The 18,810-nt window shown below is 71.6% G+C and carries 17 protein-coding genes; 12 read left to right on the top strand and 5 right to left on the bottom strand.

What is annotated here, in order from left to right; translation table 11 throughout:
* Positions 1-94: 94 nt before the first annotated feature.
* The 9 genes from hpnC (at position 95) to ACMXN5_RS25215 (ending at position 10,501) form a co-directional block, all read left to right on the top strand.
* Positions 95-994, top strand: a complete 900-nt coding sequence (gene hpnC / locus ACMXN5_RS25175; RefSeq protein WP_439677101.1) for a squalene synthase HpnC — start codon at positions 95-97, stop codon at positions 992-994.
* A gap of 10 nt (positions 995-1,004) precedes the next feature.
* Entirely contained in the window at positions 1,005-1,886 is an 882-nt protein-coding gene (hpnD, locus tag ACMXN5_RS25180) for a presqualene diphosphate synthase HpnD (protein ID WP_395791374.1), read from the top strand.
* 90 nt (positions 1,887-1,976) lie between these two features.
* The gene (gene hpnE / locus ACMXN5_RS25185; protein WP_439677102.1) at positions 1,977-3,350 is read left to right on the top strand and encodes a hydroxysqualene dehydroxylase HpnE; all 1,374 of its coding nucleotides are present in this window, start codon (positions 1,977-1,979) and stop codon (positions 3,348-3,350) included.
* Entirely contained in the window at positions 3,347-4,375 is a 1,029-nt protein-coding gene (locus ACMXN5_RS25190; protein ID WP_380042064.1) for a polyprenyl synthetase family protein, read from the top strand. The genes hpnE and ACMXN5_RS25190 overlap by 4 nt, the downstream gene beginning before the upstream one ends.
* A 4-nt stretch (positions 4,376-4,379) precedes the next feature.
* The gene (gene shc, locus ACMXN5_RS25195) at positions 4,380-6,293 is read left to right on the top strand and encodes a squalene--hopene cyclase (protein ID WP_439677103.1); all 1,914 of its coding nucleotides are present in this window, start codon (positions 4,380-4,382) and stop codon (positions 6,291-6,293) included.
* Between the two features lie 11 nt (positions 6,294-6,304).
* Positions 6,305-6,934 carry a phosphorylase family protein gene (locus ACMXN5_RS25200; protein WP_439677104.1) on the top strand — a complete coding sequence of 210 codons (630 nt, stop codon included), beginning with the start codon at positions 6,305-6,307 and terminating at the stop codon, positions 6,932-6,934.
* Positions 6,915-8,294, top strand: coding sequence for an aspartate aminotransferase family protein (locus ACMXN5_RS25205; protein WP_439677105.1), 1,380 nt, complete (start codon positions 6,915-6,917; stop codon positions 8,292-8,294). The genes ACMXN5_RS25200 and ACMXN5_RS25205 overlap by 20 nt, the downstream gene beginning before the upstream one ends.
* Positions 8,295-8,387: 93 nt before the next feature.
* Positions 8,388-9,263 (top strand): amidohydrolase family protein, encoded by an 876-nt coding sequence (locus ACMXN5_RS25210; protein ID WP_439677106.1) that lies wholly within the window; start codon positions 8,388-8,390, stop codon positions 9,261-9,263.
* Positions 9,263-10,501: an amidohydrolase family protein gene (locus tag ACMXN5_RS25215; protein WP_439677107.1), complete on the top strand. Its 1,239-nt coding sequence runs from the start codon at positions 9,263-9,265 to the stop codon at positions 10,499-10,501. Before ACMXN5_RS25210 ends, ACMXN5_RS25215 begins: the two co-directional genes overlap by 1 nt.
* A 33-nt stretch (positions 10,502-10,534) precedes the next feature.
* Here the strand turns inward: ACMXN5_RS25215 and ACMXN5_RS25220 are convergent, their stop codons facing one another.
* Both ACMXN5_RS25220 and ACMXN5_RS25225 read right to left on the bottom strand, forming a co-directional pair.
* The gene (locus ACMXN5_RS25220) at positions 10,535-11,197 is read right to left on the bottom strand and encodes a response regulator (RefSeq protein WP_439677108.1); all 663 of its coding nucleotides are present in this window, start codon (positions 11,195-11,197) and stop codon (positions 10,535-10,537) included.
* Positions 11,172-12,344 (bottom strand): sensor histidine kinase, encoded by a 1,173-nt coding sequence (locus ACMXN5_RS25225; RefSeq protein WP_439677109.1) that lies wholly within the window; start codon positions 12,342-12,344, stop codon positions 11,172-11,174. Before ACMXN5_RS25225 ends, ACMXN5_RS25220 begins: the two co-directional genes overlap by 26 nt.
* Positions 12,345-12,519: 175 nt before the next feature.
* On the opposite strand from ACMXN5_RS25225, the gene ACMXN5_RS25230 reads away from it, so the two are divergent.
* Positions 12,520-14,799 (top strand): MMPL family transporter, encoded by a 2,280-nt coding sequence (locus ACMXN5_RS25230; RefSeq protein ID WP_439677110.1) that lies wholly within the window; start codon positions 12,520-12,522, stop codon positions 14,797-14,799.
* A gap of 45 nt (positions 14,800-14,844) precedes the next feature.
* On the opposite strand, the gene ACMXN5_RS25235 is transcribed toward ACMXN5_RS25230, so the two are convergent.
* Both ACMXN5_RS25235 and ACMXN5_RS25240 read right to left on the bottom strand, forming a co-directional pair.
* Positions 14,845-15,570: an SDR family NAD(P)-dependent oxidoreductase gene (locus ACMXN5_RS25235; protein ID WP_439677111.1), complete on the bottom strand. Its 726-nt coding sequence runs from the start codon at positions 15,568-15,570 to the stop codon at positions 14,845-14,847.
* Between the two features lie 112 nt (positions 15,571-15,682).
* Positions 15,683-16,573 (bottom strand): NAD(P)H-binding protein, encoded by an 891-nt coding sequence (locus ACMXN5_RS25240; RefSeq protein ID WP_439677112.1) that lies wholly within the window; start codon positions 16,571-16,573, stop codon positions 15,683-15,685.
* 164 nt (positions 16,574-16,737) lie between these two features.
* Here ACMXN5_RS25240 and ACMXN5_RS25245 point away from each other — a divergent pair, with 164 nt between their 5' ends.
* Both ACMXN5_RS25245 and ACMXN5_RS25250 read left to right on the top strand, forming a co-directional pair.
* Positions 16,738-17,634 (top strand): LysR family transcriptional regulator, encoded by an 897-nt coding sequence (locus ACMXN5_RS25245; RefSeq protein ID WP_439677113.1) that lies wholly within the window; start codon positions 16,738-16,740, stop codon positions 17,632-17,634.
* 50 nt (positions 17,635-17,684) lie between these two features.
* Positions 17,685-18,170, top strand: a complete 486-nt coding sequence (locus tag ACMXN5_RS25250) for a nitroreductase/quinone reductase family protein (RefSeq protein ID WP_439677114.1) — start codon at positions 17,685-17,687, stop codon at positions 18,168-18,170.
* Between the two features lie 7 nt (positions 18,171-18,177).
* On the opposite strand, the gene ACMXN5_RS25255 is transcribed toward ACMXN5_RS25250, so the two are convergent.
* Positions 18,178-18,747 carry a DUF6879 family protein gene (locus ACMXN5_RS25255; RefSeq protein WP_439677115.1) on the bottom strand — a complete coding sequence of 190 codons (570 nt, stop codon included), beginning with the start codon at positions 18,745-18,747 and terminating at the stop codon, positions 18,178-18,180.
* Between the last annotated feature and the right edge of the window lie 63 nt (positions 18,748-18,810).

The raw sequence follows: 18,810 nt of genomic DNA on the forward strand, positions 1-18,810 counted from the left end.
GATCGGGCAAGCTGAACCGTCAGACCGACCGGGACGGCACGAATTCCTGGCCAACTGTAATGTTGGGGAAGTTTTCGGGGGCCCAGGGAGAGATATGGGGAGTGATTCCCGCGGTCTCGAGCGCGCACCCGGCGCGAGTGACGACGACACGGCGGGTATCGACGCCGCGATCATCGACCCGGACGTGGTCATGCGTCAGGCCGGCCACGAGAACTTTCCCGTGGCGATGGGGATCCTGCGCCCCGACCACCGGCGACACCTGCTGGCCGTCTACGGCTTCGCCCGCTTGGTCGACGACATCGGCGACGAGGCCGAGGGGGACCGGGTCGCCCAGCTCGACGCGTTCGAGAAGGACCTGCGCCGGGTCTTCACCGGCGAACCGCGCCTGGAGGTGCTGCGCCGGCTGCAACCGAGCGTGCGCGAACTCGATCTGCCGATCGAGCCGTTCCTGGGTCTGATCGAGGCCAACCGGCAGGACCAGGTGGTCCGCCGCTACGCGACCTACGACGACCTGGTCGCGTACTGCGCGCTGTCCGCCGATCCGGTCGGCCGGATCGTGCTGCACGTGTTCGGCCGCGCCACCGAGGAACGCATCGCCCGCTCCGACGAGATCTGCACCGCGCTCCAGATCGTCGAGCACCTGCAGGACGTGGCGGAGGACCTCGCCCGTGACCGGATCTACCTCCCGCAGGAGGACATGGACCGGTTCGGCGTCACCGAGGCCGACCTCGCCGCGCCCGCCGCCACGCCCTCGGTGCGGCGGCTGATCGCCTACGAGGCTCACCGCGCGACGCGGCTGCTGCGCACCGGCGCACCGCTCGCGGGGACACTGCGAGGGCGCGAGCGCCTCGCGATCGCCGGGTTCGTGGCCGGCGGAAGAGCGGCCCTGGCCGCGATCGGCGACGTCGGCTTCGACGTCCTGGCCCACCGGGCCAAGCCCGGGAAGGCCGCCCTGCTGCGCGAGCTGTCCGGCGTACTGGTACGAAAGAGGTAAAAGGGGAACCATGGACGTCGACGCTTCGTATGCGTATTGCGAGCGCCTGACCCGCAATCAGGCGCGCAACTTCTACTACGGCATCAGGCTGCTGCCCGAGCCCAAGCGCCTCGCGCTCAGTGCCGTGTACGCCTTCGCGCGAGAGATCGACGACATCGGCGACGGCGACCTGCCCGCCGACCACAAGGTCGCCGAGCTGGCCCGGATGCGCAAGCAGCTCAAGGATCTGAGCGCGGACCGCGATCCGGTCGCGGTCGCGCTCGCCGACGCCGCGACCCGGTTTCCGATCCCGCTGTCCGCGCTCGACGAACTCATCGACGGCGTCGAGATGGACGTGCGCGAGACCGAGTACGAGACCTTCGACGAGCTGCGGGTCTACTGCCGCTGCGTCGCGGGTACGGTGGGCCGGCTCTCGCTGGGCATCTTCGGCTCCCGCGACTCGCTGCACGCGCCCGACCTGGCCGACACCCTGGGCATCGCGCTCCAGATCACCAACATCCTCCGCGACATCAAGGAGGACAAGGACAACGGCCGGGTCTACCTGCCCCGCGAGGACCTGGCCAAGTTCGGCCTGGAGGACGCGTGGCACCGGGGCGGTCGGTTCACCCAGAGCGGCGCGTTCGACGACATGGTCCGGTTCGAGGCGGAGCGCGCCGAGCAGCTCTTCGAGCGGGGTCTGACCCTGCTCCCGCTGCTCGACCGGCGCAGCGCGGCCAGCACCGGGGCGATGGCGGGCATCTATCGCCGGCTGCTCACCCGGATCCGCGAGGAGCCGGGCCAGGTACTGATAGGTCGGCTCTCCCTCCCGGGCTGGGAGAAGGCCGAGATCGCCGCGCGCGCGCTGGCCGGACTGCCGGTCGGCGCCCGCTCGCTGCTCGCGCGCGGGCGGTGAGACGTCGAGCGTTGACCGGCCCGGAGCCGGTGGGACAAACCGGTCGCAGGGGCCGGTACAGGGATTGATCACGTGGGTACGGAGCAAGGCATGAGCGCACGCATGGTGGTGATCGGGGGCGGCCTGGCGGGCATCACCGCCGCGCTCGCCGCCGCCGACGCCGGCGTCGAGGTCACCCTCCTGGAGGGCCGACCCAGACTGGGCGGGGCGACGTTCTCGCTGCGCCGCGACGACATGTGGCTGGACAACGGGCAACACGTCTTCCTGCGCTGCTGTACCGAATACATCGCGTTCCTGGAGCGCATCGGCAGCGCCGACAAGGTCTACCTCCAGCCCCGGATGGATGTCCCGGTCCGCACCCCCTGGGGCACCCGGACCCGGCTCGCCCGCTCCGGCCTGCCCGCCCCGCTGCACCTGTCCTCGGCGCTGGCCCGCTACCCGCTGCTGACCATGGCCGGCCGGGCCCGGGTCGGCCTCGCCGCGCTCGCCCTGCGCCGGCTCGACCCGGCCGACCCCGCCCTGGACGAGGTCACCTTCGCCGCGTGGCTGGACCGGTTCGGCGTCACCGCCCGCGAACGCGAGGCGATGTGGGACCTGATCGGCATCGCCACGCTCAACCTGCCCGCGACCGAGGCCTCGCTCGCGATGGCGGTCAAGGTCTTCCGCACCGGCGTGCTCGACCGCAACGACGGCGCGGACATCGGGTGGAGCCTGGTCCCGCTCCAGGAACTGCACGGCGACGCCTCCGCCCGCGCGCTCGCCAAGGCCGGGGTCCGGGTGCGGCTGCGGGCCCGGGTCGACGCGCTCGACGCCGGCGCCGACGGCTTCGTCGTGCACGCGGGCGGCGAGCGGATCGAGGCCGAGGCGGTGGTGCTGGCCGTGCCGCACTACGACGCGGCCCGGTTGTTGCCCGCGGGCGCGCTGCTGCTCGACGACGTGCTCGCCGACCCGAACCTGCTCACCGGCCTCGGCACCTCGCCGATCGTGAACCTGCACGTGGTCTACGACCGCCCGGTCCTGGACGTCCCGCTCACCGCGAGCGTCGGGAGCCCGGTCCAGTGGATGTTCGACCGCAGCGCCGGACACGGACTGGCGCCGGGCCGCTACGTGGCGGTGTCGTTGTCCGCGGCGGGTCGGGAAATCGACCTGACGAGCGCGCAGCTGCGGGATAGGTTCGTCCCGGAGCTGGCCCGCGTGCTGCCCGCTGCCCGGCAGGCCCGGGTGGAGCGGTTCGTGGTCACCAAGGAACGATCCGCGACCTTCCGTCCCGCCCCCGGTTCGGGCCGGCTTCGTCCCGGCCCCCGGACCGCGATCCCCGGTCTCGCCCTGGCCGGGGCGTGGACCGCCACCGGATGGCCCGCGACGATGGAGGGCGCCGTTCGCAGCGGCCTTTCCGCCGCCCGCGAGGCCCTCCCGCATCTCGGCCGCACCCGTGCCATTCCGGAGAGGACGACGCCGCTATGACGCTCGCCGACGCATCGATCGCCCCCGCCGTGCTCGATCGCGCGCGCGAGGCGAGCCGCCCCGCGCTGCGGGTCGCGACCGCCCGACTCGAACCGCCCCTGGCCCGCGTGGCCGCGTACCACATGGGGTGGGCCGACGAGGCGGGCCGCGAACTGCCGGGCAACGGCGGCAAGGCGCTGCGCCCCGCCCTCGCGCTGCTGTCCGCCGAGGCGGTCGGCGCGCCGACCGCCGTGGGCGTGCCGGGTGCGGTCGCGGTCGAACTCGTGCACAACTTCTCGCTGATCCACGACGACCTCATGGACGGCGACGAGGAACGTCGGCATCGGCCCACCGCGTGGAAGGTCTTCGGTCCCGGCCTCGCCGTCCTGGCCGGCGACGGACTGCTCGTGTTGGCCGAACAGGTCCTGATGGACGCCGACGAGGCGGACGGCGATCGCGCCGCCCGCCTGCTCACCGAAGCGACCGCCAGGTTGATCGACGGACAGTCCCAGGACCTGTCCTTCGAGGCCCGACTCGACGTCACCGTCGAGGAGTGCCTGACCATGGCGGGCAACAAGACCGGGGCCCTGCTGGCCTGCGCGTCGGCGATCGGGGCGGCCCTCGCGGGCGCCGACGAGCGCACCGTGCAGGCGCTGTACGGCTTCGGGCACCACCTCGGCGTCGCCTTCCAGGCGGTGGACGACCTGCTGGGCATCTGGGGGCGACCCGAGGTGACCGGCAAACCCGCCTGGAACGACCTGCGCCGGCGCAAGAAGTCCGTGCCGGTCGTCGCCGCGCTCGCGAGCGACACGACCGCCGGCCGTGAGCTGGCGCGCATCTACACGGACGAAGGACCGCGCAACGAGGAGGGACTGGCCCTGGCCGCGCGCCTGGTCGAGGACGCGGGCGGACGTGCCCGCACCGAGACCGAGGCGGCTCGGCGCCTGGAGCAGGCCATGGCCTGCCTGGACTCCCTGGACGTCCCGCAAGGTACCTACACGGACCTGACCTCTCTCGCGGCCTTCACCACCACTCGGGAGTTGTGAAGAGATGACAGTGACCGCCCAGCCGGGAATCGGCGATGTCAGTGATGACCGGGTCAGGGACGCGCTCGACAAGGCCGTCGCTCATCTGATGGAGCTTCAGGACGATGCGGGCTGGTGGAAGGGGGAACTCGAGACCAACGTCACGATGGACGCCGAGGATCTGCTCTTCCGCGAGTTCCTGGGCATCCGCACCGAGGAACAGACCGCGGCGAGCGCCCGGTGGATCCGGGCCAACCAGCGTGCCGACGGCACCTGGTCGACCTTCTTCGGCGGCCCCGCCGACCTGTCGGTGACGGTCGAGGCCTACGTGGCGCTGAAGTTGGCGGGCGACGACCCCGACGCCAAGCACATGGCCGCGGCGGCGGAGTTCATCCGCGACGGCGGCGGCCTGGCCGAGACCCGGGTGTTCACCCGCTTCTGGCTGGCCTTCTTCGGCTGGTGGTCGTGGGACGAACTGCCGGTGCTGCCACCGGAGATCGTCTATCTGCCCAAGTGGTTCCCGCTCAACGTCTACGACTTCGCCTGCTGGGCCCGGCAGACCATCGTGCCGCTGACCATCGTCAGCTCGATGCGCCCGGTCCGGCCCGCGCCGTTCGGCCTGGCCGAACTGCGCCCGACCAAGCCGGTGGTGGGCAAGGCCGCCGCATCCGACCCGTGGTCGCGGGTGTTCCGGGCGCTGGACGCCGGGCTGCACCAGTACCGGAAGCGGCCGATCAAGCCGATCCGGCAGGCCGCGATGCGCAAGGCCGAGCAGTGGATCATCCGCCGCCAGGAGGCCGACGGCGGCTGGGGTGGCATTCAACCGCCCTGGGTCTACTCGCTGATCGCGTTGCGGCTGATGGGGTATCCGCTCAACCACCCCGTGATGGCCCAGGGCATCAAGGGCCTGGACGGCTTCACCATCGTGGACACCGACGAGGACGGCGAGCTGCGCCGCCGGTTCGAGGCGTGCCAGTCGCCGGTGTGGGACACGGGCCTGACCCTGGTCGCCCTGCGGGACGCGGGGGTCCCGGCGGGCGACCCGAGGGTGGTCAAGGCGGCCGGGTGGCTGATGGACGAGGAGATCCGCGAGGTCGGCGACTGGGCGGTGCGCCGGCCGCATCTGGAACCGGGCGGGTGGGCCTTCGAGTTCGCCAACGACTACTACCCGGACACCGACGACACGGCCGAGATCGTGATGGCCCTGCGCTACACCGACCACCCCGACGGGGCGCGCAAGGCCGCGGTCCTGGACCGGGCCGAGCGGTGGACGGCCGGGATGCGCAGCAAGGACGGCGGGTGGGGCGCGTTCGACGCGGACAACGTCAGCATCCTGCCGCTGAAGTTGCCGTTCAGTGATTTCGGCGCGGTCACCGATCCGCCCTCGGCCGACGTGACCGCGCACATCGTGGAGATGCTGGCCGACGGCGGCGCCCGCTACAGCTCCTATGTCGCCGACGGCGTCAAGTGGCTGATGGAGCATCAGGAGGCGGACGGCTCCTGGTTCGGCCGCTGGGGCGCGAACTACGTCTACGGCACCGGCGCGGTGGTGCCGGCGCTGGTGACCGCGGGGGTCGACCCCCGGCACGCGGCGATCCGGCGCGCGGTGGCGTGGCTGGAGGCCCGGCAGAACCCGGACGGCGGCTGGGGCGAGGATCTGCGCAGCTACGACGAGGCCGAGACCTGGTCCGGGCGCGGCGAGTCGACCGCGTCGCAGACCGCGTGGGCGCTGCTCGCGCTGCACGCGGCGGGCGAGTTCGGCGAGGTCGCGCAGCGCGGGATCGACTGGCTGACCGAGCATCAGAACGAGCTGGGCGGGTGGGACGAGCCGCAGTTCACCGGTACCGGCTTCCCCGGCGACTTCTACATCAAGTACCACATGTACCGGCTCGTCTTCCCCGTGATGGCGCTCGGCCGCTATGCCAGGACGACAGGCTGATCATGCCCTTGATGGTGGTCGCTCCACTTCGGATCGAGATGCGTGCGGTCGAGGCGGGGCTGATGGGGGCCTTCAACGTGCGCGTGGCGCGCGCGGGCATGGGAGCGGACAAGGCCCGTGCCCGCGCGCGGGCCCTGTCCGCGCTGCCGGCCGAGGAGTTCGGCACGTTGGCGGTCGTGGGATTCGGCGCGGGGGTCGGTCCCGGCGTCGCGGTGGGCGACGTGGTGGTGGCCTCAGAGGTGCGCGGCCCGGACGGGACCGTGGTCGAACTGCCCACGTCCGGCGTGTTGTTGGAGTGGATGCACCGGGTCTCGCCGAAGCTGAGGCTGCATCACGGCCCGATCGAGACGGTGGACAAACTGGTCAAGGGCCGGGCCCGGGGCACGCTCCGCGAGCGGGGCGTGCTGGCCGCCGACATGGAGTCGGTGTGGCTGCTGGCGGCGGCGGGGGAGCGGCCGGCCGGGGTGATCCGGGTGATCACCGATACCCCGGAGCGCGAACTGCTCCGGCCCCGCCTGGCGGTGGACGGGTTCCGGGCGTTCCGCACGTTGCGCCACGCCACCCCGGCCCTGCTTGACTGGGCCAACGACGAGCGAACCAAGTCAGGAGGTACGGCGGGCGATGACGTTCGACCTGGGTGAGACGTACGAGGCCTACGCGGACCGCGGCTTCGAGCTGCACGCGAAGCACCTCAACCCGCAACTCCCGCGCGTGCTGCGGACGATCGGCATGGACCGGAAGTACGTCCGGGCCGAGGGGCCGTACCTGTACGACGACAAGGGCGACCGGTACCTGGACTTCCTCTCCGGGTTCGGCACCTACGGGGTGGGCCGGCACCATCCCGTGGTGCGCAAGGCGATGCAGGACGTGATCGCGCTCGACCTGCCGGACATCGTGCACTTCCACACTCCGCCGCTGGCCGCCGCGCTGGCCGACCGGCTGCTCGCCCGCGCGCCCGGGATGGACCGGGTGTACTTCTGCAACAGCGGGACCGAGGCGGTCGAGGCGGCGCTGAAGTTCGCCCGGTTCGCCACCGGGCGGCGCCGGATCGTCTACATCGACCACGCCTTCCACGGCCTGACCACGGGCGCACTCTCCGTCAACGGCGCGGCCGAGTTCCGCAAGGGCTTCGAGCCGCTGCTGCCGGACGTGGGCATCAAGCTGGGCGATCTGGACGCGCTGGCCCGGGAGTTGAAGCGCGGTGACGTCGCGGCGCTGATCATCGAGCCGATCCTGGGCAAGGGCGTGCTCGCGCCGCCGCCGGGGTGGCTGGCCGCCGCGCAGAAGTTGTTGCGCGAGCACGGCGCGCTGCTGATCGCCGACGAGGTGCAGACCGGGATGGGGCGCACCGGCAGGTTCTTCGCGTACCAGTGGGAGGACGGCGTCGAGCCGGACATCGTCACGGTCGCGAAGGCGTTGTCGGGCGGCTATGTGCCGATCGGCGCGACGCTGACCCGTGACTGGGTGTTCAAGAAGGTCTATTCGACGATGGACCGGGTGCTCGTGCACGACTGCACGTTCGGCGGCAACAATCAGGCGATGGCGGCGGGGCTGGCCACGCTGGCGGTGCTCGACGACGAGGACCTGATCGGGAACAGCGCGCGGATGGGCGACGCGTTCACCGCGGCGCTGACCCCGCTGATCGACAAGTACGAGCTGTTCGCGGAGGTGCGCGGGCGCGGCCTGATGATCGGCCTGGAGTTCGGCAAGCCGCGCTCGCTGAAGTTGCGCGCCGGGTGGACGGCGCTCCAGGCGGCCCGGCACGGGTTGTTCGCACAGATGGTGGTGGTACCGCTGTTCCAGCGGCACCGGGTGCTCACCCAGGTGGCGGGCGACCACATGGACGTGATCAAGCTGCTGCCGCCGTATGTGATCGGGCAGGAGGACGTGGACCACTTCGTCGCGGGCTTCGTGGACGTGATGGACGACGCGCACAAGGGCACGGGGCTGATGTGGGACTTCGGTCGCACCCTGATCAAGCAGGCGATGACCAACCGCTGACGCCCGCGCCGCACGCGCTCGTTGCCTATGGCCGTTGCCCCCTGCTGCTGTTAAGTTGATGGAGTCAATCAACTGATGGGCAGGGGGTTCGCCATGTCCGAAGCCGGGGCCGCCGGCGCCTTGGGTGCGGTCGATCCGATGATCGGCTTCCCGAGTGCGCAGGCCAGGAGCCACTACGACTTCCTGAAGCCGCAACTGCGTGACGCGGAGAGCGGCGAGATGGAGTTTCCCGCCGAGTACATGTTCAAGGGTGTGCCGAACCGGCTGGACGAAGGAGCCGATCCGGTCGAGGTGACGATCGGTCAAATGGACGCGTGCGGCGTCGAGATCGGCCTGGTGGGGCTGAGCGAGACCGCGCTGCGCGCGATCGCCGCGCACCCGAAACGGTTCCGGCCGACGCTGGAGGTGGACCCGAACGACATCACCAAGGCGGTGCGCCGGATCCGGGCGGCGTACGAGGAGCACGGGATCGTCGCGGTGACCACGTTCCCGGCGGGCTGCAATCCGCAGGTGCCGGTCAGCGATCGGCGCTACTACCCGATCTACCAGACCTGTATCGACCTGGACCTGCCGATCGTATCCAACGCGGGCATCGCCGGTCCGCGGGTGCCGTCCGCGTGCCAGGACGTGATGCACTTCGACCAGGTCTGCTACGACTTCCCCGAGCTGCGGATCGTGATGCGGCACGGCGCGGAGCCGTGGGAGGACCTGGCGGTCAAGCTGATGCTCAAGTGGCCGGGGCTGTACTACATGACCTCGGCGTTCGCGCCGAAGTACTACCCGAAGGCGATCGTCGACTACGCGAACACGCGTGGGGCGGACAAGGTGATGTACGCGGGCTACTACCCGATGGGGTTGTCCCTGGAGCGCATCTTCCGCGAGTTGCCGGACGTGCCGTTCAAGCCCGAGGTGCGGGCGAAGTTCCTGCGGGAGAACGCGATGCGGGTATTCAAGCTGGGGGAGCGGTGATGGGCGGGTCGGGCGGTGCGGGCGGTTCAGGCGGTTCGGGCGGTTCGGGGCGGTACACCGTCATCTCGGCGGACGGGCATGCCGGCGCGGGCATGGACGTCTACCGGGAGTTCCTGGACCCGGCGTGGCATGAGGAGTTCGACGCCTGGCGGGGGCGCTACCGCAACCCGTTCCGCGACCTCCAGGGCGACGGGCGTACCCGCAACTGGGACGACGAGCGGCGGATCGCCGAACTGGCCGCCGACGGGATCGTCGCCGAGGTGGTGTTCCCGAACACGGTGCCGCCGTTCTTCCCGACCGGCCAACTGCTCGCGCGCCCACCGTCGTCGGCGCACTCCTATGCCCGCCGGCTGGCCGGGATCCGGGCGCACAACCGCTGGCTGGCCCAGTGGTGCGGCGGAGCGAATGCCGTACGCCGAGCGGGACTTGCCCAGGTGTTCCTGAACGACGTCGACGACGCGGTGGCCGAGGCGAAGTGGGCCAAGGAGAACGGGCTCGCGGGCATCCTGATCCCGACCACCCCGCCGGACGCGACCGGGATCCTGCCGCTGTACGCGCCGGACTGGGATCGGCTGTGGGAGGTGTGCCAGGACCTGGAGTTGGCGGTGGTCAACCACGGCGGCTCCGGAAGTCCGGACTACGGGGACTACCCGGCGGCGACGTTCCTGTGGATCGCCGAGGCGACGCTGTTCTCCCGTCGGCCGCTCACCCACATGCTGCTGTCCGGGGCGTTCGCGCGCTTTCCCCGGCTGAAGTTCGCGATCACCGAGCAGGGCGCCGCCTGGGTCCCGCCGCTGCTGCGGCAACTGGACGCCTATCACGCGCAGATGGCGTCGGGGCGGATCGGCGAACTCAAGTACACCGAGGCGGACCGGCTGCCCGAGCCGCCGAGCGTGTACTTCGCCCGGAACTGCTGGGTGGGCGCGAGCTTCCCGTCGCCGACGGAGGCCGCGGCGCGGCACGAACTGGGCGTGGACCGCTACATGTGGGGCGCGGACTACCCGCACGACGAGGGGACTTACCCGTACACGCGCGAGTCGTTGCGTCGCTCCTTCCACGACGCGTCGCCCGAGGAACTGCGCGCGATCCTGGCCGGCAACGCGGCGACGCTGTACGGCTTCGACCTGGCCGCGTTGGACGCGCTCGCGGCGGAGGTCGGACCGACGCACGCGGAGGTGGCGGAGCCGTTGGCGACGGTCCCCGCGGACAGCAACAGCCCGGCGTTCACCCGCTCCTGACGGGGACTCATGGGATGTGGCCCGGCGCCCGGCTCAGGGTCCGGGGAGGATACGGCGCGTTTCGTAGGCCCACATCGCGATCTCGACCCGGTTGCGGGCGCCGAGTTTGGCCATCAGGCCGGCCAGATGCGTCTTCACCGTGCTGAGGCTGATGTGCAGTGCGTCGGCGATCTCGGTGTTGGTCAGCCCGCGAGCGACGGCGAGGAGCACCTGCTCCTCGCGCGCGGTGACAGGGGAGATCGGCTGGGCCACGGGCCGGCCGACGGGCAGGTCCGCGAATGCCTGGAGCAGACGGACGGTGACGCTGGGCGCGATGAGCGCCTCACCGCCGGACGCCGACCGTACGGCCTGGGCCAGAAGGTCCGGTCCGGTGTCCTTGAGGAGGAAACCGCGGGCGCCGGCACGCAGCGCGCCGTAGACGTACTCGTCGAGATCGAAAGTGGTGATGACGACCACGGCCAGTGGGTCGGCGACGCCCGGGCCGGCGACCAGCCGGGTGGCCTCGAGCCCGTCGATCACCGGCATGCGGATGTCGAACAGGCAGACGTCGGGGCGCAGTTCGCGGGCCAGACGGACCGCTTCCCCTCCGTCGGCGGCCTCGCCGACCACCTCGATGCCGGGCTGGGCGTTCAGCATGATCCGCAGCCCGGTGCGGATGATGGTCTGGTCGTCAGCGACGAGGACGCGGATGGGCACCGTTCTCGGTCCTCCCTCTCGGCAGCTCGGCCTCGACATGCCAGCCCTGTTCGGGGCCGGGGCCGGCTTGTAGTTCGCCGCCGAGCAGGGCGGCGCGCTCGTGCAGTCCGGCAAGTCCGTATCCGGCACGGCCTCGGCCGGTGCGGTGCCCGTTGTCGCGCACGCTCACCCGTACCGTGTGCCGTTCCGCGGTGACCCGGACGACGACCTCGGTCGCGTCGACCGCATGGCGCATGGCGTTGGTCACCGACTCCTGCACGATGCGGTAGACGGCCGCGTCCACGGCCGGGGGCAGCGTGTCCAGTTCGCCGTCGAGCCCCAGGTCGACCCTGAGCCGACCACCCGGGGTGCGCACCAGGCGCTCCAGATCGGCGACACCGGCAGGCGGCGCCAACTCGGCGCCGGCCCCGCGGTGGCGCAGCGCGGTGACCATGGCTCGCATTTCCTCCAGCGTGCGCGCCCCTTCCTCCTCGACCCCCTCCAACGCCTCGACGGCGGCGGACGGGTCGGTGCCCGCGAGCACCCGGCCCGCCTGGGCGCTGATCACCATGGCCGAAACGTGGTGGGCCACCGTGTCGTGCAGTTCCCGGGCGAGCTGCTCACGCTCGCGGGAGCGTACCTGCTCCAACTGCCGCTCGCGAGCGGTCACCAGGAACCGCACGGCAGCCCCGATCAAGCCGGGCAGCATCAGGAAGACAAAGCCCCCGACCTGTTCGGCGGCCGGGGTTTCGTACGTGACGGCACACAGCGCGAAGGCCGTGATGATCACCGCGCCGCCCAGCACGATCTCCCGTCCCGACCCCCACCGAGGCAGCGCATACACCAGCACGAGCACGATCGCGCCGGTGTCCAGGCCGACGGGCTCGCTCGGTGCGGCGACCAGCGAGGCCGACTGGAGCAGGATCACCGAGCCGAACGCCAGCGTGACCATCGCCAGTGGCCGGGTCCGGCGCCACAGGGGCAGCAGGCACAGCCATACCGCGAACACCACCGCCACCGGCCGCCACACCACGTTCTCGCGCAGGCCGGCCTCCAGCAGCACACCGCCCAGGGCCACGGCGAGCAGCGCCCAGTCCCGCCACACCCGGGTGGGCGCGTCGGGCGGTCGGGGTTCGGTCCACAGGGTTCGCAGGTCGTTTCGCAGCACGCCTCTCAGCCTAGGGATCGCGCCGTGCCGCGCATCGGCCGAAAGGACGGGGCGTCACTCGGCCCCGGGGCCGAAGGATCCGCGGCCCGCGAGCCGATGCCGCGGAGCGCCGTGGCGACGAACCTCGGCATCGGCGGCCGGACAAGGACGGCCGACGAGGTGGTTGGAGAAATCGATGCTCTCGAAAGCCCTGTTGCGCCTGGGCACAAGTGCCGCCCGCCATCCCTGGCGGGTGATCGCGGCATGGCTGATCGCCGCCACGCTTGCGGTCCTCGCCGCGATCGCCATCGGCGGGCGGACCGCGGACTCGATGACCGTTCCGGGACTGGACTCCCAACGGGCCGCGCAACTGATCGAGCGGGCCGGCACCGGCCAAGAGGGGATGACCGCCCAGGTGGTCGTCACCCCCCGCGACGGCGGCGCGACGTTCTTCGACCACGGCAGCGCGCACACCGCCCTGACGCGGCTGCAGACCGAGGTGCGGCGGCTGCCGCACGTACTCGGCACGAGCGACCCGGCGGGGGCACTCGACGCGGCCGGTGACACCAGCGTGCGCAGCGGCCTGGTCTCGGCCGACGGGCGGATCGCGGTCGTCCGGGTGCAGTACCCCGACCAGAGCCGGCTGTCGGCGAAGGACCTCGACGCCCTCGTCGATCTCGGCGAGCGGCTGCGCGCCGAACTGCCCCTGCGCATCGAGATGGGCGGGGACCTCTTCTACGCCTTCTCCAACCCCGACGGCGGCGTCAGCGAGCTGATCGGCATCCTTGCCGCGGCCGCGATCCTGTTCCTGGCGTTCGGTTCGCTCGTCGCCGCCGCGTTGCCGATCGGCATGGCGGTTTTCGGGCTGACCGCCGGGGTTGCCACGATGACGGTGCTGGCGGGGGTGACGGACGTGCCGACCTTCGCCCCCGTCCTGGGCAGCATGGTCGGGCTCGGAGTGGGCATCGACTACGCGCTGTTCGTGCTCGCCAGGCACCGGGAGTACCTCGCGCGCGGGCTCGATCCCCGCGAGGCGGCGGGGCGAGCGGTGGCCACGGCGGGGCGGCCCGTGGTCTTCGCCGGCGGCACCGTCGTCGTATCGATCCTGGGCATGGCGGTCGCGAACGTACCGTTCATGACGGTGGGCGGGTTCGCCGTCTCGATCGTCGTCCTGACCATGGTGCTCGCGTCGGTGACGCTGCTGCCCGCGTTCCTCGGCGCCGCCGGCCCACGCCTGGCCCGGGCCGGCCGGATCGGACGGGCTCTGCGGACGAGGAAGTCGGCCCGACTCGCACGGCGGCGAGGCCCTGCGGCGGGCGCCGCCCACGCCGCCGGGTGGCGTCGCTGGATCGGGCACGTCAGCCGGCACCCGGTGCCGTACGCGGTCGGCGCGGCGGGGCTGCTGCTGACCGCGGCGCTGCCCGTGCTCGGCCTGCGCGTCGGCCTGCCCGACGACGGCTCACTGCCCCACAGCCGTACCGAGCGCCGGGCCTACGACCTCGTCGCCGAGGGGTTCGGCCCGGGCATCAACGGTCCCCTCGTCATCGCCGCGGACCCCGCCGGTGATCCGGGAGTGCTGGACCGACTCGTCGCGACGGTCGCGGCGGATCCGGGCATCGCGTCCGTCGCGCCGACGCACATCGATCGGGCCACCGGCATCGCGACCCTCGTGGTGTTCCCGACCACCAGCCCTCAGGACAAGGCCACGGCCGACACCATCGCCCGGCTGCGCACCGACGTGCTGCCCACGGCGGTCGGGCACGGCCCGGCCAGGGCCCACGTCGGCGGCGCCGCCGCGAGCCTGTCCGATGTGGGCCGACGCACCAGCGAACGCCTGCCGTTGTTCGTCGCCACCGTGCTGGCGATGTCGTTCCTGCTGCTCATGCTGGTCTTCCGCTCGATACTCGTACCGCTCAAGGCGGTGCTGCTGAATCTGCTGAGCATCGGCGCGGCCTACGGCGTCATGGTCGCGGTCTTCCAGTGGGGCTGGGGAGGCGCACTGATCGGGTTGGAAGCGACGGTTCCGATCGTGTCGTTCATCCCGATGTTCCTCTTCGCCATCCTGTTCGGCCTGTCGATGGACTACGAGGTCTTCCTCCTCTCCCGCGTACGCGAGGAGTACCTGCGCACCGGCGACAACGGCGGGGCGATCGTCGACGGTATCTCGGGCACCGCCCGGATCATCACCTCGGCCGCCCTCATCATGGTGGCGGTCTTCCTGTCCTTCGCCGTCGCCGACGACCCCTCCACCAAGATGTTCGGGCTCGGCCTGGCCACCGCGATCTTCGTCGACGCCACGGTCGTCCGCATGGTGCTGGTACCGGCGACCATGACACTCCTCGGCCGGGCCAACTGGTGGTTGCCGAAGTGGCTGGACTCGCTGCTTCCCGGCGGCCCGGTCGGCGCCGATGGTGCCGACGACACCGACGCGGAATCCGCGGGCGAGGCCCCGCGTCCGCGACTGGTCGAGCGTTGACTCGACTCCTGCCCGCCCTCGGCGTCCGGCACCTCGGCGTGTTGCCTAACGGCCCAGGACGTGGCCGCCGCTGACGTTGACGAACTCGCCGGTCATGTAGCCCGCTTCGGGGGAGGCGACGAAGGCGACCGCTGCGGCGATGTCGTCGGGGCGGCCGATGCGCTTGACGAGCGTGGCGTCCGCGCGGCGGGCGTGTTCGGCGGCGTCCTGGACCATGTCGAAGGCGAACTCGGTGTCGGCGATGTAGCCGGGGACGACGATGTTGGCGGTGATGCCGTCGGGGCCGACCCGGGCAGCGAGGGTGTGGTTCCAGGCGTGTACGGCGGCCTTGGCGGCGCCGTACGCGTTGTTGCCGCGCAGTCCGGCGGTCGAGCCGATCGACACGATGCGGCCGCCGGGGCGGGCGATGCGGGGGAGCAGGGCCTCGGTGAGCAGCACGGTGGGCAGGACGATGTGGTCGTACATCCCGCGCCAGTGGTCGGCGACGGCGGCCAGGTCGGGCTCGTCGAGGGCGGGCAGCCGCTGGCCGGCGTTGTTGACCAGTACGTCCACCCGCGCGGGCAGCGACTCCCGGGCCCGCTCCACCGCATGAGGGTCCGTCAGGTCGACGGCGACCGCGACGCCGCCGATCTCCTCGGCGACGTCGGCGATCGGCCCGGGACGCCGGCCCAGCACGGTCACGTGGTCGCCCTGCGCGGCGAATCGGCGTGCGATGGCCCGTCCGATGCCGCTGCCCGCGCCGCTGACCACCACGAATCGCCGTGCGTCCATGCCCCGTTGTCCCCTCGTAGGATTTGTCGCGATCCTACGAGGGGGAGGGCGCCCCGACCTGCCCATATCGGTGTGATCACAGGCACGTGCGTCGCGCGCGGGCCGGGTTCGGTCAGGCCGCGACGGCGGGCCGCAGTACCTCCTCGCACCACCGGCGGAACGTGGTCGGCGCGGTCTCGGGCGTGCTTGCCGCGTCGGCGCCGTAGTAGCCCTGGGCGTCCAGCGAGTCCACCATGTCGGCGAGCCCCTGGGCCCATGCCTCGCTCGCGCCGTGGCCGATCAGGGTCGCCTTGTAGTCGGCGCTGCTCGTGCGCTGGAAGCGGATCGACCGGCCGAGCACCTCGGACAGGACGTCCGCCATGCCCAGCGGGGTCAGGTCGTCGGGGCCGACCAGCGGGACGTCGGCCGAACCGGTCCAGGAGTCGTCGAGAAGCAGTCGGACCGCCGTGGCGGCGATGTCCCGGGTGGCGCAAGTGCGCAGGACCCGGTCCTCGGTGGTGGCCATGAAGAACATGCCCGTGCGGCGAATCGCCTCGACCTGGTGCAGCAGGTTCTCCATCAGGAAGGGCGGACACAGCGCCCGGTAGTGCACGTCCATGGCGGCGATCGCCTCGTCCATGGCGAGCGAGGCGGAGATCTGCCCGGCGTTCTCGGCCACGCCGCGCCCGAGGGTGGAGACGGCGACGACGCGTCGGATGCCGTCGCCGCCGACCACGTCGCGCAGCGGCTCGGTGAAGGCGCGGAAGTGGCCGTCGACGTTGTCGGCGCCGGGTGTCGGCGGCGCCAACCAGAAGATCCGGTCGGCGCCCGCGCACACCTCCTTCAGTACGACGGGGTCGGCGTGCGAACCCGCGACGACCTCGACCCGCTCGCGGATGTTCGCGGGCAGGCGCGCGGGGTCGCGGGCGATCACCCGGACGGGCGGGACGGCACCCGGGGCGTCGAGAAGGCCGGTGAGAACCTGCGCGCCGATCTGTCCGGTCGGGGTGGTGACGACGATCACGAATACTCCAGGAGAGATGTTCGAAGGGATGTCGTCGAGCCTGGTGGCCGGCGGCCCTGAGCTGAAGGATCGATCGGCTCCCGGTTGTTACCCTCAGGGCAATACCGGGTGAGGCGTGTGAGTGTTGAGCGTGAGTGTGACTGCGAGAGGGAGAGGGTGAGTACGTGGAGTCCCGCCCGCTGCGCTACTTCGTCGCCGTCGCCGAGGAGCTGAACTTCGCGCGCGCCGCCGAGCGGCTGGGGATCTCGCCGCCACCGCTGTCGCGCGCGATCCGCGCGCTGGAGACGGAAGTGGGCGCGGTCCTGTTCGAGCGGACCACGCACAGTGTGGCGCTGACCCCCGCCGGGGCAGTGCTCCTGGCGGAGGCGCGGCCCGCGCTGGACGCGCTGGAGGCCGCCGGACGTCGGGCCCGGCGCGCCGCCGACGCCTCGCCGAAGCTGGTGCTGGCGGTGAAGGCGGACGGTGACGGGGACCTGCTGGAGCCGATGTTGGCGCGCTACGCGGCCGAACCGGGAGCGATGCCGGTACGGATCCGGCTGTGCGGCTGGCATGAACAGCCCGACCTGCTGCGCCGGGGCGAGGTGGACGTGGCCCTGGTCCACGAGCCGTTCGACCGCGCCGGCCTGGACGCCGAGACGCTGATCGCCGAACCGCGCGTGGCCGCGCTCCCCGGCGCACACCCGCTCGCGGCCGAGGAGTCGTTGACCCTCGCCGACCTGGGGTTGCGCCCCGAGGAGGTGGACCGGTACATCGAGGAGCACCGCTGCGCGGGCCGCGACCTTGCCCAACTGTTGACGCTGGTGGCCCTGGGTGGCCGAACCCCGCTGCTGCCGGTGTCCGTGGCGGCCCGCTACCCCCGGCCGGGCGTCGTGTTCCGGCCGGTCGTGGACGCGCCGCCCTCGGTCCTGGCCGTCGCCTGGCCCGAACGGTCCCGCTCGACGGCGGTGGCGGCGCTGGTCCGAGCGGCCTCGGCGGTGGCCCGGACGGGGGTCGGGAGCCGTGACGCGGACCACGTCCGGATCCCCGAGACCGGCATTGATGGTTGGCGAGACCCGGACTAGAGTCGCGCAACCCAACTGCCGCGCGTGCCTTTCCTGGAGCGAAAACCATCATGGCGGAACAGAAGAACGACGAATTCATCGAGCCCTCGCCCGAGGAGATCGTTCTCTTCACCAAGGAGCACGTCTCGCAGATGGAACAGTCCGACGGCGACGACGTCTGGCTGCTGGCCGGGATGAACCACGTGCTCGTACACACCGTCGGCCGCAAGAGTGGTCGGATGCACAAGGTCGCCCTCCCGTTCTGGGCGGACGAGAACGGCCACCGCGTCGTGGTCGGCTCCTTCGCCGGCGCCGCCAAGCACCCGTCCTGGTACGTGAACCTGTCCGACCGCACGGCCAACCCGCAGCTCCTGGTCCGCGTGCAGCGCGCCACGTACTGGAGCGTCCCGGAAATCCTCGACGGCGACGAGTACACGAAGACCTGGGCCGCCCTGACCGCCGACCGCGCCTACTACGCCAACTACCAAACCCGCACCGACCGCCGAATCCCCCTGGTACGCCTCCCGGAGACGAGCCTGATCGCCACCCGGGGCTGAGGGTCGATCACGAACCCCCGGGAGCTGCCGACCAGTTCTGCCGCCAGTACTGCGGATGCGCATCCCAGTAGTCCGGGAACGACACGGCGGCGGCGACCGCCTCGTCGCGCCAACGCACGTGCCGGAGGACGACTTCGTCGCCAAGCCGCTCGGCACCGATGAACTCGCCGCCGTCGCCGTAGTGCATGCGCACGACCGACGCGCGGTCGAACATCCACCAGTCGTAGGACGGGAGTTCGTCCGGGGCGGTCATCTCCGCCAGGTCGATGACGTGCGTGCGTTGGCCGACTCGCTCGGTGGCGGTGTACGACCATTCGCACTCCCACCGCTCGTATTCACTGAGCGGCCCCTTGAGCATGCGGACCTTCCGGAAGGTGACCCCGGCGGCGGTTCGCTCGCGGATGTAGTCGTACCAGGCAGCCGGTTCGGCCTCCGGGTCGTAGGGCTCGCCCGCCAGGTAGCTGCGAAATCGCGGCGTTTCCACCGGCACGGCGTAGGCACTCAGCGCTTCGAGGCGAAATGCCTCGAAGCGCGCGTCGTCGAAGCAGGCGTCGAACTCGGCCTCGGTAAGCAGCATCAGGCAACTCCTCGGGGTTCAGCGCAAGATGCGCGCAACGAAGGCCGCCCCGCCCGCAAGCGG

The organism is Embleya australiensis (assembly GCF_051903075.1).
GTDB lineage: Bacteria > Actinomycetota > Actinomycetes > Streptomycetales > Streptomycetaceae > Embleya.